Origin of the sequence: Poriferisphaera corsica, from assembly GCF_007747445.1 — a bacterium.
Taxonomy (GTDB): domain Bacteria; phylum Planctomycetota; class Phycisphaerae; order Phycisphaerales; family Phycisphaeraceae; genus Poriferisphaera; species Poriferisphaera corsica.
The window spans coordinates 2275368-2288361 of record NZ_CP036425.1 but is presented as its reverse complement, the minus strand read 5'-3'; the positions used below and the strand labels follow the sequence as shown (position 1 = coordinate 2288361).

Sequence of the window (12994 nt, the reverse complement as noted above, 5' to 3'; positions counted from 1 at the left end):
GATTTAACCCTATGAGTGAGTTAGATTGACGATCCGTACGGAACACAATTTACATCACCGCTTGCATCAACTTGATCATCGGCAGGAACAATGCCAGCACGATGAAACCAACGATACCACCGAGCAACACAACCATGATTGGTTCAAGTAGTGAGACCAGCGATGCAACCGCTACGTCAACTTCCTCATCGTAGTTGTCTGCGATCTTAAGAAGCATCTTATCGAGGTCACCTGTTTCTTCACCGACATCAATCATGTTGATCACGAGAGTGTCACACACTTTCGAAACACGTAGTGGCTCAGCAAACGATTCACCCTGACGAACAGAGTCATGAATAGCATCCAACGCATTTGCGTAAATCTGGTTACCAGTTGTATCGCGTGTAATGTTGATCGCATCAAGAATTGGAACACCCGCATTGATCAACGTACCTAATGTACGTGTAAAACGAGCAATCGTTGTTTTCTTGACAAGTTGGCCCATAACAGGCAACCGCAATGCAACCCAGTCAGAGATATACTTGCCAATCGAGCTTTTGCGGAAAAGCTTAAATGCGAAGAAGATGACAATTGGCGAAATTAACAGATAAAGCAATCCTTCACCTGCAAAGTTCGAGTACACCGGATGACGCCCACCAATCCACTTCGAGAAGTCGATCAGGAAAACCGTCAAAGCAGGCATATCCGTGTCAAAGTCTTCGAAAATATCTTCGAACTTAGGCACGATAAACACCATGATCCCAAGCACGATCAGTGCTGCAACAGAGATAACCGCTGCAGGATAAATCATCGCACCAATGATCTGACGTTTCAGCCTAGCAGCCTTTTCAAGGAATTCAGCCAAACGTTGCAAGATCAGGTCAAGCACACCGCCGACCTCACCCGCACTGATCATCTTGCAGTACAAAGTATCAAACGCTTTGGGGTGCTTTGCCATCGCGTCCGACAATGATGAACCCGAAGAAATGTCTTCGTGAACATCAATCAACGCATTTTTCAATGGCCCCGGTTTAGCCTGTTGTTCAAGAATCGCGCATGAACGCAAAATCGGCAAACCAGCGTCCTGTAGCGTCGACAATTGGCGTGTAAACAGTGTCAGCAGTTTGCCACTCACACCACCAATCGCAAACGTCTGCCCCTTCTTTTTTGGAGCACTCGCTGTAACTGCTTTGCCTGAAGCCGCAGCACCGCCGCCGCCTTTCTTCTTCACTTTCTGTTCACGTACCGAAGTCGGGAAATATCCCTGGCTACGGATACGTGCGATCGCTTCCTCGCTGTTCGCAGCGGAAATGGTGCCCTTATGAGGCTTGCCCGCGTCGTTTAACGCTTCGTACTGGTACGTTGGCATGATCGTATCCTTGTATACAGAGCAAAAAATGCTTAGTGATCAATCTCTTATTGTCTAAAACGCCTAAGCGCTCGTTAGTTCCAAAACAATCTACATTTCTAACACGGTTTCACGTACGACTTCGTCTACACTCGTCAGACCGTCGTACAAAGCCAGCAAACCTGCCTGACGCAGCGTTCTCATTCCACGCTTACGACATGCTGCCGCTAAAACCTGTGTCGATGCATTCTGAATAATCAGCTCACGAAGCCCATCATCCAAAACCATAATTTCAAACAGACCCATCCGGCCTTTGTACCCTGACGAGTTGCAGTAATCACAACCCAAACCACGGAACAACTTGCGGCCGCCAAGATCTTCATGCGTCAACTGTAAACGCATCAATTCTTCTTCGCTCGGCGTGTATTCTTCTTTACACCTCGGGCACACCTTTCTAATCAATCGCTGTGCCGCAATCCCCTCGATCGTTGCCGTCAGCAAGAACGGCTCCAAACCAAGGTCAAGCAAACGTGCAATCGACGAAGGTGCATCATTCGTGTGCAACGTCGTAAACACCAAGTGGCCCGTCAATGATGCTTGCACCGCAATCTGAGCCGTTTCAAGGTCACGCGTTTCACCAACAAGAATGATGTCAGGGTCTTGACGCAAGAATGAACGCAATGCCGACGCAAACGTCAAGCCGACTTCACTATTCACCTGCACTTGGCACAACCCATCGATGTCATACTCGACCGGGTCTTCAACCGTCAAAACTTTTTCAGTAATTTCATTGAGTTCTTGCAACGCCGAGTAAAGCGTCGTCGTCTTACCAGAACCTGTCGGCCCGGTCACGATCACAATACCATTCGGCTTGCGGATCAGCTGACGGAACGAATCCAAGTCATCCGATCGCATTCCAACCTTATCCAAGTCCAGCGAAACGTTGCCGCGGTCAAGCACACGCATAACAACCGACTCACCAAACATCGTCGGCAACACAGCTACACGTAAGTCGACCGGTTCACCGTTCACCATCAATTCAATACGGCCGTCCTGCGGAACTCGCCTCTCAGCAATATTCAGCTTCGCCATAACCTTGATACGTGAAACAATCGGCATCGCAAGATGACGTGGTGGTGGAATCATCTCATACAACACACCATCAATTCGATAACGCATCTTGAATTCATCTTCGAACGGCTCAAAGTGAATGTCTGACGCCTTATCCTTAATCGCTTGCATCAAAACAAGGTTCAACAATCGTTTCACCTTGTTGTCATCCGCCGCCTGCAACAACTCATCCAGGTCGATCGACTGACCGCGATCCTCAAGCATCTCCAGATCTTCATCTGCCGCCAGATCTGTAATCAGCGATGCCAACGATTCCTCGTCTTCGCCGTAAAACGCTTTCAGCCGTTTATCGATCTGCTCCGCCGGAGCAACCGCCGCATTAACATTAAAACCCATCAACAACTGCAAATCGTCAATCGCACGGAAATTATCCGCCGATTTGATTGCAATACTGATGGTGTTCGTGTCTTTTTCGTAAGAAGTGGGGATGATCTGGTACGCTTCCGCCGTCTCTGCCGGGATCACATGCGCAACATCCTCTGTGATGTCGAAATCATCCAGATCGATGATCTCCATACCCGATTGGGCCGCCAACGCCAGATTTACATCATCCTGCGCCACATAGCCCAAATCAATCAGAAGCTGACCAAGAGGTAATGACCCCTTCTGTTCCTTCTGAAGCGCCAATGCTTCCTGAACCTGATCGCGCGTCACTTTGCCCATCTTATTTAAGATGCGCCCAATGCGGCGTCCCTTCAGCTCGTTCAGATCGCTGCTCATGAATACTCCAGTTCAGCGTGGTCTCGCCCTCGCAAGACCGGGTTTGGAATGTCAATGTCGGCCGCTAAACCGACTACCGTGCACGATCAACCACACACGCTCAACCTTTTCCCCTTTTCTCCCCTCCTGATCCAGCCGTCACCCAGCTTTCTCCCAACCGCCCCATCTATATAAAGAGCATCTCAAGCCCTTCGATATCTTGCGTTCAATCACCACTTTTAACAGCGGCAATCTCAGTTTGCTTCGTGGCATGCTGAAGACCAATCCAAACACGCCATTTCCTCAATCCTCACGCCCCAAAATCCTGACTCTGCTCAGATCATTCAGACTAACCTATATAGATGAAGCTTCGATTAATTTCATCACGCTTCATCCCAAATTCTCGGCTAACCTCACGAGGTTCTCAGCAGCAGCGCCTTGCAGAATACGGAAATTACATTGCGCTAAATTCAACGAATTTCCAAATGTCCCATTTTCCCAGCTTTCTTTATTTGCCAAATTCATGGCTAATGCTGAGAATTTACTCGTAACAAAAAGGCGGGGTTACGATCGTCATAATCGGGACATTCGTTCTGCCTCATAAGACAGTTACCATGTTATCGGTAAAAAAACCTCACTGCAACGCAAAAAAACGCATAATTGGAACAAGACAATTGGAAAACGGATATGGATGGCATGGCAGATGCTTCCGATAACCTGACAATTGCACCGCAATGAGAATAAATCACACGACTTACATCAAATTCACACCCCAGAGATTAGCCGTGTCGTGTCATCAAAATCGCATCTACAGCCGCGAAAATTCTGAGATAATCTTGGTTCGGTGACGTCTTTATTCCATATAGCAACCAAACGTTTCGCATAGCTGGCCGCTCGCCTGGAGGATCGCAACACTCAAATTTCACCCGATTATTTTGATACACCAAAGGCATGTTTATCCCATGAGCGAACACATCCAAACAACAGAATCTTCACCAACTCATCCTCAAATTATTGATCGCCAAGCTCAATTCGAAGCGGTAGCCAATCCATGCTCACCGCAAAATTCACAGCAGAGAGATTACCCCAGTCTTCGACGCCTGTTTTTCACCGCTGCCTTCCGCCCCACCCGCGCAGCCTCGCTCGCTCACAATTACCCCCACAAACACCTGATCCTATTTGCTTTCCTGCTCACGCTTTTCGCGCCCTATCTCATTTTTTGGGCGACCACATTACCCAGCTTCCTGAATAGCGATCAATCAATCCTGACTTACCTCGCCGACAGTCACTACACTTTCTACATTCGTTTCCTTCGTGAGGGTTACGACGAGATCGGCATCCCCGGCCTTTTCCCCATCATCACCCTCCTCAGTACCGCAGCCATCCATCTCCTACTCTGCCTCCTCTTTGCCTCCGCAGTTGCAAAGCCTCATCAGTCCCTCTTCTCCGCCATCAGCCACGCCCTCAAGCGGCTAGTTCTCCTGTACCCTGTCATCCTCCTCACAATCTTGACGACAGCCACCATTCTCACCAGCTATTCGGCATACCGAAGCGCGTATTGGCAAGCCTATACGCCGAGTACAGCGTCATCAACGATTCGCAGAACAAAGCGTATCAAGATTTGAACAACGCAACGACGGTTAATCTCCAGCAGTCAAAACCGGATGAATTCCAAAAAATACAAACCGCATATGAAGAAGCAAATCGTGCATATAGCCGATTTGTTGCTCGTAAGACCAGTGAATCCGAACAACTGGATCAAATCGCTCCCTTCTTCGCAAAGAAAACCGTTTCTGCTCTCATAGAGATCCCAATGGTGTTTACGGGCTTTTTCTTCATCCCGATCGCTATCATCCTGCGAAGCACACCTAACCGCGACCTCCCGCACGCCTCACCATGGCCTGCTACCTGTGAGCGTTGCGGCTACAACATTTTTACCTCTAAAACCCCATCACAATCCTGCTCAGAATGCGGCCAAGTCATCTCTCAATCCATCCCCGCCAATCTCTCTCAAAACAAACGCACAGGCTCGCCCCTTCAAAAAGCATTCCCCAATACTCTATCTTTGTTCACAATTTTCAAATATCCAATCCGCTTTCTTGCAGCACTCATTAAAAATATCATCAACCCCATCATCAAACCTTCACGTTTCGGATATTCACTAAAATTGCATGATGGTAGCTGCCATCATCAATACATCGCATACCTCACCGCCTTCGCGATTGCGTTGACCTCTTTGGCTGTTATGGTCACGCTAAGCATTCTTCAATATAGCGTTATATATCCGGGGAAAATGGTCTATGATTTGGCAACGGATGAAAACGTAACGACCTATTTTTCTGCGGTTGAAATTGCCAGATTCACAATCCCGTCCGCATTGATAGTCGGCCTTTTAGCCTGGATCGCAGCCGTTGTTCTTTATCAATTGATAACCCTCGTCATAGCAATCTATTATCGCTTGCTTCATAGCCAGAAAACACTCTATCATGCGCATAGAGTCATATCTAATACGTATCCTGCTTTGATACTCCTGCTTATGCCCGCAATACTCTGGTCACTGTGGGTGATTTTTGAAATCACCTTTTCAGAATATCGCTATTTCTTTAGAACAGATTGGTTTTTCGGCGACTACAGTATCGATGAAGAAATCGTTGGGTTGATATCAATCGTCATGCCTTTACTGCCCGCGTTGATTTATTACCTGTTCATCAATATGCGAATCATAAAGCACGTACGTTTCGCCAATGCATGATCCTCCCCCTCATCCTCCCCCCATCCTCACCACCTCCCCCTCCTCACACACGCACGCACGCACATAAACTTCCAAGCATCTTCGCAGTCCAGACGACTTCGAAGCTAATGCTATTTCTAATCCACAGTTAGTAATCTCAGTCACCCCCCCCAAAAAAAAACAAAAAACTTCAACTACACTCACCACCGCAAATCATATCTTGTCTTCAGTTTCATGTTGATTATTGGCTGTGCTAATCAACGATTAGAATACGCTATGCTAAGCGGTGTGTTTGGGTATATGCATCGAGATTGCACTGCAAATACCATGCCATGCTAACGGTTTTTGGGAAAAAACTTTCGGCGCGCACAAACGCGCATTTGATGCTTTTCTCGCTCGCGCGGAATATTCGTTTAGCGCGTGGTTATCACCCGAAGCTTTCAACTTTTTGGCTATTTCTCTTCATTTCTAACAGGTTTTAACTACGGGTAAATCACCGGTTTTGAGTTTTTGTGCGCAAAAACTTGTCGCGCCGCAGCAACTCAGTATCAACAACAAGCCACGACCTTGCGTGCAGCCGAACCTCTTCACAAGCCTGTGATACACAGTATGACACTTATCAAAAAATAGGGAGGGACGTAAAAGATATTTAAATCTTCTGCTTTAGCCTGATATGCTTGGCAGTTTGGTCATTTCGTATATGTGTGTGCAAGGAGACGCAACATGTCAGCCGTTCTAAGTGATGATTTACAAAAGCAGTTGGAAGCGTGTGAACACATTAAAGCAACGCATTGGCGACCCGAAATGCGGCTAGCGGAAGTTGAACTCAAAAACGGCAAAATCATTCAATGCGTCTTTGTCTGTGAATCTGATATTCGTCAACAGAATGACGGCTACAACCTGCCTTGGACGCCACTGGCTCTGGGGCACATCAAATCGATCCGTAAATCCAAATATGCGGTTCCCGCGCAAGTGCAACAACGAGTGAATGTTATGAAAGGCCGCATGTGGTCTGGCGAAGTCGCATTCTCAGTCAAAATGCAGGACGGAACAGTCGTTGACCTCGCATGTAATAAGCGTGATATGTGGTGCTTTGCTGAGCTTCCCGAAGGGTACGATTGGGACATGGCTGATGAAGTCGTGGAAACATCGAACGCGAGTGTCACACCCGACTTAATCGCAAGTTCCGTCTGTTTGATGTCGTGATTGACCACCCATCGCAAGCGACAACATAAACAATCTAGGTTTGATTGCGGGCGATCATTGCTGGCGTTAGAATAGCCGACTGCAAGCACTTGTTTTTACGTGGTTTACAGTCGGTATATGGTTTTTAGTTCGTACTCATTTTTGTTGCTTTTTCTGCCGATTGTATTGGCTGGTTTTGCTATTGCGACGAAACTACCCAGCCGCCGTATCCCTTTCGTCTGGCTGATCTTATGCTCACTGATCTACTGTGGTTATTGGCGACTCAATGACCTGCTGCCGCTGGCGGTATCGATTCTGGTGAACTTCAGCGTTGGACGGGTACTTGTAAAAGATGGGTTGGCCGATACTTACAAACGGCTTATTTTTTCCGTTGGCCTGATCTTCAATCTGGGAATGTTGGGTTGGTTTAAATATGCGGGGATGTTTTCAGATACGGTCAATACGCTGTTTGGTTTCAGTTGGCATGTACCAGCGGTGGTGCTGCCGATTGCGATATCGTTCTACACGTTCCAGCAGATCGCGTATTTATTTGATGCGAAAAACGGTTTGACGCGTGAGCATCAGTTTATTGATTACTGTTTGTTTGTGACGTTTTTCCCGCAATTGATTGCGGGGCCGATTGTTCATCATCGGGATATATTGCCGCAGTTTTATGGCAGGCGGTTGTCATTTGATTCATCTAACTTGGCGATAGGTGTGTCGCTATTTGTATTTGGGCTTTCGAAGAAGGTTTTGATTGCAGATGAATTAGCCATCCTGGTTGGTAGAGCTTTTACAGGGAGTCCGGGCGCCGCGGGGGCAGGGGGAGTAGGGGAGGCGGAGCTGCTGACGTTTGGGACTGCGTGGCTTGGGGCGGTGGCTTATACATTGCAGATCTACTTTGATTTTTCGGGGTACTCGGATATGGCGATGGGGTTGGGTCGTTTATTTGGGGTGAAATTGCCCTTGAACTTTAATTCGCCGTATCGCGCGACGAATATTATTGATTTCTGGCGGCGGTGGCATATTACATTGTCGGTGTTTTTACGAGACTATTTATATATCCCGTTGGGCGGAAACCGGAAGGGGAAAGTGCGGCGATATGGGAACCTTATTATGACCATGCTGCTGGGTGGGATGTGGCATGGCGCGTCATGGGTGTTTGTGCTTTGGGGAGGGATGCACGGATTTTATTTGATGGTGAACCATGCGTGGCGGGCGGTGTTTGGGAAACGAGATATGGGGCTTACGGGATTGATTACATGCAGGGGGATCACCTTTGTGGCGGTTGTGATTGCATGGGTACTGTTTAGGGCTGCTGATTTGGGGGAGGCAGGGCGGTTCTTAACGGCGATGAGTGGAATGAATGGTTTGGATGGGGGTGAACATATTTACAAGCCGCTTCAAGTGATCTTGATTGTGGTGTTGTTAGGTGTTGTGTTTGTGTTGCCGAATGTACAGGTGATGATGCGGAAGTATCGGCCGCAGTTTGGGAAGCGATTGGGATGGGATGGCATTCGGGGGTTGGGAACTTGGCGATGGCGACCAGAAATGTTCTGGATGGTTGTGCAGGGCGCATTATTTGTGGTGTGTCTTGTGCAGATCTCACGCGGTGGCGAGTTTATTTACTACCGCTTTTAGGTATTGCTAATGGATCGATTCGGTAAAAAATATCTGATAGGACTCTTGGTAATCACGGCGCTGCTGGCGGGATTGGTTGGTGGGTATAACATGCTTGTTGATCCTTACAATGCATATCCTGCGGTGCATTTGAGTGCGTTGAATGATGCGAGACATTCGTTGGCTTATGTGCGCGGGCGGGTGGAATCCTATCAGCGAAATCGCTGGGAAACATTGTTGATGGGTTCGTCGATTATGGAGGTGGGCTATGATGCGGGGCATGCGTCATTGGATGGGCAGAATGCTGCGAATGTTGCGCTGAATGGTAATGCGATGTTTGAGGTAACACAGGCTTTAAAATACTTGATTGATATGGGGCATCCGGTCAAGCGTGTTGTCTTGAATTATGACAATCATTGGTTTTGGTTCCACAAGGATCAGCCTCGTGGTTACCGCGAATCGTTATTGAATCCGGATTATTCGTGGGTTGATTACCATGCTTCGAATATACTGGGTTTTGGATCGATTGAGAATAGTAATAATGTGGTACAGCGCTGGTTGGATGACGGGGCGCCTGCTTACAATGCGGGTGGTCAACGAGTTAAGCCGATCGTGAGTGAGGGGCGATCGCAAGCGAATGCTTTTGCGCGGGTGCATTACGACAGGCCGGAGGAAGAATCCTATCGATTGCAGGCAGAGAGCTTGGCTTATTTAAAGGATTTTTTAAGCATTTGTCGTGAGCAAGGTATCTCGGTGAAGATTGTTTTGTCGCCAGTGCATGTGTCATATTTTGAGATGATGGATGAGGATGGTTTGTGGCCGATCTGGGAAGCTGGCAAAAGACGATTGGTTGAGATGGTTCAAGATTTGGCAGAAGAGCAAGAAAATTGGGACGTCGAGATCTGGGATTTTGCTGGAGTGAATGAGTACACAACGGAACGTGTGCCAGCCTACGAGGATCGCGAAACTCGTATGAAGTATTTTTGGGATCCGCTGCATATGACAGGTGATTTGGGTGATATGCTGCTTGCAAGGATTCATGATCAAAGTTTAGATTCTAAGGGTGTTGCGGGAGTTCGGATTGATTCGCAAGCCAAGCTGGATTCACAGATGATGCGGGTCAGGGGTGAATATGAACGATGGGAAAAACGCAAGCATAAGACGAAAGAATAAAAAACGCTGGCCATGAAGGTCAGCGTTTTTTTTGGTTTTGATTTTGGAAGGAACCTATGCGGTTGCTTCTTCTGCTTCGTCGAGTTCGACGCGGCCGACGGTTCCGCCTGCACGGTGAACTTTCTCGATGAGTGAGGAAGCGTTTTTGCCGCGGTCGATCATATCGCCTGCATCGATCCAGCCTTTTTCGTAAAGATCCCAGAGGTGGTCGTCTAGCAACTGCATGCCGAATTTTTTACCGGTCTGGATGGCGGAGTCGATACGGAAGGTTTTGCCTTCACGGACGAGGTTCGCGATGGCTGGGGTGACGACCATGAACTCGTAAGCAGCGACCATGCCGTTTTTGTCGATACGGCGAAGGAGTTGCTGTGAGAGGACGGCCATGAGTGAGACAGAGAGCTGCACGCGGATCTGAGCCTGCTGTGAAACAGGGAAGGCGTCGATCACACGGTTGATGGTGCCAGAAGCACCGGTGGTGTGCAGAGTGCCGAAAACGAGGTGGCCTGTTTCGGAAGCGGTGATGGCGGCCTCGATGGTTTCGAGGTCACGCATTTCGCCGACGAGGATGCAGTCAGGGTCCTGACGCAGGGCACGACGGAGTGCTTCGGAGAAGGAAGGTACGTCGTTACCAACTTCACGCTGGTTGACGATCGATTTCTTGTGCGGGTGGTAATACTCTACGGGGTCTTCAATGGTGATCAGGTGCTTGTCCTGCGTTTCGTTGATGTTGTTAATCATCGAAGCGAGGGTGGTCGTCTTACCAGAACCGGTTGGCCCGGTGACGAGGAAGAGGCCTTGCGGGCGACGGATGAGGTCTGAGACGATGCCGGGCAAGCCGATTTCATCCATGCCTAAGAGACGGTTAGGAATCTGACGCAGGACGAGTGAGACGTTGCCTTTTTGCTTGAAGATGGAGACACGGAAACGAGCCGCGTCGCCATAAGCGAAGCCGAAGTCGGAGCCGCCTTCTTCCTGAAGTTCGTTTTGAGAACGTTCAGGTGTGATGGCTTTCATGAGCGCGACGGTGTCGGCTGGCTCAAGGACTTTGGTGCGAAGTTCGACAAGCCGACCACGCATACGCAGGGTCGGGGGCTTACCGACGGAGAGGTGGAGGTCGGAGGCGTTCTGTCTGACGACTGTGTCAAGAAGGCGGTCAATATGGATGGTTGACATTCACAACTCCCAGTAATGCTTCAGCCCGATTGTCGGGGCTGTTGTTGTACTTAGTGTAAATAGCGTTTGTTGTGTGAGTGGGTGCGTTCGTGAGGATCGGTTCGGTTTGAATCATGATATCAGGCAACGATGGCGTCTTCATCTTCGTGGATTTCGTCATCGACGAGGCCTTCGACCTGAGTGATGCGGCTGATTTCCTCGAGGGTGGTTTCGCCGGAGAGGATTTTGAGCTTACCGTCGCCGAGCAAGTTACGCATGCCTGAAAGGGCGGCGGCTTCACGGATTTTGCTGACGGGTTCGCGGTTGAATGCGAGGTCACGGATCTCGGAATTCATGACGAGGATCTCGTAGATACCACGACGGCCGCGGTAACCGGTGCCGGAGCAGCGTTTGCAGCCGCAAGCTTTGTAGACGGTTTTGCCTGCAAGGTCGTCTTTGGAGAATCCACAGAGAGCCATCATGCGTTCGTCAGGATTTTCGTCAGGCTCTTTGCAGTGTTGGCAGAGCATACGGATCAGACGCTGTGCGAGGATGGCTTGCACGGATGAAGCGACGAGGAAGGGTTTGAGGCCCATGTCGAGCATACGTGTGATGGCGGAAGGTGCATCGTTGGTGTGGAGTGTTGAGAAGACGAGGTGGCCGGTCAGAGCGGCTTGGACCGCGACTTCGCCGACCTCTTTGTCACGAATTTCACCGACGAGAATGATGTTTGGAGCTTGACGGAGCATGGCCTTGAGAATGATCTGGAAGGTCATACCAGTGGCTTCGCTGACCTGGCACTGATTAATACCCTTGAAGTTGTACTCGATCGGGTCTTCAGCAGTGATGATCTTGAGGTCAGGTCGGTTGAGCTTGGCGAGCGCGGAGTAGAGCGTTGTGGTTTTACCCGAGCCGGTGGGGCCTGTGACAAGGAAGATGCCGGTGGGCCGTGTGATGATATCATTGAAGATTTCGAGTGTGTCGGGTTGCATGCCGAGCTGATCGAGGCCGATGTTTGCGGCGTCGGGGCGTAGAACACGGAGAACAATCGATTCGCCATGGTAAACAGGACAGCATGAAACACGGAAGTCGATTGGGTCGCCGGCGATTTTCATCTTGATTCGGCCGTCTTGCGGGATGCGGCGTTCTTCAACTTTCATGCCGGCGAGAATCTTCATACGTGCGGTTACAGCAGACTGCACACGTTTGGGGATGACGTTACGTTCGTGGCAGACACCGTCGATGCGGTATCGGAGACGGACGCGATTTTCAAAGGGTTCGATATGGATATCGGAAGAACGTGCGAGGACGGCTTCAGCGATCACCTGATTGACGAGTTTGATGATTGGTGTGTCATCGTCACCGCCGTCGTCTTCATCCTCGTCCTGGCTGTCATCGCCGGTGAATTGGATGTCGAGTGAGGCGCCACGGTCCATCGATTGGTCCATGGAGAGTTCGCGGACAGTTTGGTCGATACTCTCACGCGTCTCAGAGAGCATGGAGTCGATATATTCTTTGATTTTTGCTTTTGCGCCGAGTGCGAGCTCGACTTTGCCACCGAGACGGAACTGTAAGTCGTCGATCAGATCAAGGTCCATAGGGTCATGAACGAGGACTTTGAGCGTATCGCCATCTTTCCCGAGTGGGAGGACGATATACTTTTTGATCATGTCGATTGGGATCAGCGATAAGTTGTCTTTTGAGACAACATTGGGCTGGTCGAGGTCGACGAATTCCATGTCGAATTGAGATGCAAGTGCTTTTGCAACATCGTTTTGCTGTGCATAACCGAGTTCATTCAGCACGTCGCCGATACGCTTTCGCGAACCCTGAGCGATCTTTGCTGCTTCTTCGATTTGCTGATCATCGACCAGTCCCCATCGTTTAAGGATCTCGCCGATTTGGCGTCGCTTGCGGGCCATTACATACCTCGTCACAAAAAGCGTAGTGGGATATCAAAGTGTGCTTAAACCCCA

General features: G+C 49.3%; 9 protein-coding genes. 5 read left to right on the top strand and 4 right to left on the bottom strand.

Translation table 11 applies throughout. The features are described 5' to 3' along the window. Nucleotides 1-49: 49 nt before the first annotated feature. Together KS4_RS09450 and KS4_RS09445 are read right to left on the bottom strand one after the other, a co-directional pair. A complete protein-coding gene (locus KS4_RS09450) occupies nucleotides 50-1348 on the bottom strand; it encodes a type II secretion system F family protein (protein ID WP_145077368.1) in 1299 nt (432 codons plus the stop codon). Nucleotides 1349-1438: 90 nt separating this feature from the next. Next, nucleotides 1439-3178: a GspE/PulE family protein gene (locus KS4_RS09445; RefSeq protein WP_145077366.1), complete on the bottom strand. Its 1740-nt coding sequence runs from the start codon at nucleotides 3176-3178 to the stop codon at nucleotides 1439-1441. 941 nt (nucleotides 3179-4119) lie between these two features. Between KS4_RS09445 and KS4_RS09440 the strand changes: the two genes are divergently transcribed. The 5 genes from KS4_RS09440 (at nucleotide 4120) to KS4_RS09420 (ending at nucleotide 9866) form a co-directional block, all read left to right on the top strand. Continuing rightward, on the top strand, nucleotides 4120-4782 hold the full coding sequence (locus tag KS4_RS09440) for a hypothetical protein (protein ID WP_145077364.1): 663 nt from the start codon (nucleotides 4120-4122) through the stop codon (nucleotides 4780-4782). Next, complete coding sequence (locus tag KS4_RS09435; RefSeq protein ID WP_145077362.1) at nucleotides 4716-5909, top strand: hypothetical protein; 1194 nt, start codon at nucleotides 4716-4718, stop codon at nucleotides 5907-5909. Before KS4_RS09440 ends, KS4_RS09435 begins: the two co-directional genes overlap by 67 nt. Nucleotides 5910-6611: 702 nt before the next feature. Continuing rightward, nucleotides 6612-7094, top strand: a complete 483-nt coding sequence (locus tag KS4_RS09430) for a hypothetical protein (RefSeq protein WP_145077360.1) — start codon at nucleotides 6612-6614, stop codon at nucleotides 7092-7094. A 117-nt stretch (nucleotides 7095-7211) separates the two neighbouring features. After that, nucleotides 7212-8714 (top strand): MBOAT family O-acyltransferase, encoded by a 1503-nt coding sequence (locus tag KS4_RS09425; RefSeq protein ID WP_145077358.1) that lies wholly within the window; start codon nucleotides 7212-7214, stop codon nucleotides 8712-8714. A 9-nt stretch (nucleotides 8715-8723) separates the two neighbouring features. Continuing rightward, nucleotides 8724-9866, top strand: coding sequence for a hypothetical protein (locus KS4_RS09420; RefSeq protein ID WP_145077356.1), 1143 nt, complete (start codon nucleotides 8724-8726; stop codon nucleotides 9864-9866). 54 nt (nucleotides 9867-9920) lie between these two features. On the opposite strand, the gene KS4_RS09415 is transcribed toward KS4_RS09420, so the two are convergent. Continuing rightward, on the bottom strand, nucleotides 9921-11039 hold the full coding sequence (locus KS4_RS09415; protein ID WP_145077354.1) for a type IV pilus twitching motility protein PilT: 1119 nt from the start codon (nucleotides 11037-11039) through the stop codon (nucleotides 9921-9923). 119 nt (nucleotides 11040-11158) lie between these two features. Next, complete coding sequence (locus tag KS4_RS09410; protein ID WP_145077352.1) at nucleotides 11159-12940, bottom strand: GspE/PulE family protein; 1782 nt, start codon at nucleotides 12938-12940, stop codon at nucleotides 11159-11161. Nucleotides 12941-12994: the final 54 nt, after the last annotated feature.

Excerpts from the sequence above, each read along its gene's own strand:
- KS4_RS09450 (WP_145077368.1), bottom strand. The coding sequence starts at position 1,348 with ATGCCAACGTACCAGTACGAAGCGTTAAACGACGCGGGCAAGCCTCAT.
- KS4_RS09445 (WP_145077366.1), bottom strand. The coding sequence starts at position 3,178 with ATGAGCAGCGATCTGAACGAGCTGAAGGGACGCCGCATTGGGCGCATC.
- KS4_RS09440 (WP_145077364.1), top strand. The coding sequence starts at position 4,120 with ATGAGCGAACACATCCAAACAACAGAATCTTCACCAACTCATCCTCAA.
- KS4_RS09430 (WP_145077360.1), top strand. The coding sequence starts at position 6,612 with ATGTCAGCCGTTCTAAGTGATGATTTACAAAAGCAGTTGGAAGCGTGT.
- KS4_RS09425 (WP_145077358.1), top strand. The coding sequence starts at position 7,212 with ATGGTTTTTAGTTCGTACTCATTTTTGTTGCTTTTTCTGCCGATTGTA.
- KS4_RS09420 (WP_145077356.1), top strand. The coding sequence starts at position 8,724 with ATGGATCGATTCGGTAAAAAATATCTGATAGGACTCTTGGTAATCACG.
- KS4_RS09415 (WP_145077354.1), bottom strand. The coding sequence starts at position 11,039 with ATGTCAACCATCCATATTGACCGCCTTCTTGACACAGTCGTCAGACAG.
- KS4_RS09410 (WP_145077352.1), bottom strand. The coding sequence starts at position 12,940 with ATGGCCCGCAAGCGACGCCAAATCGGCGAGATCCTTAAACGATGGGGA.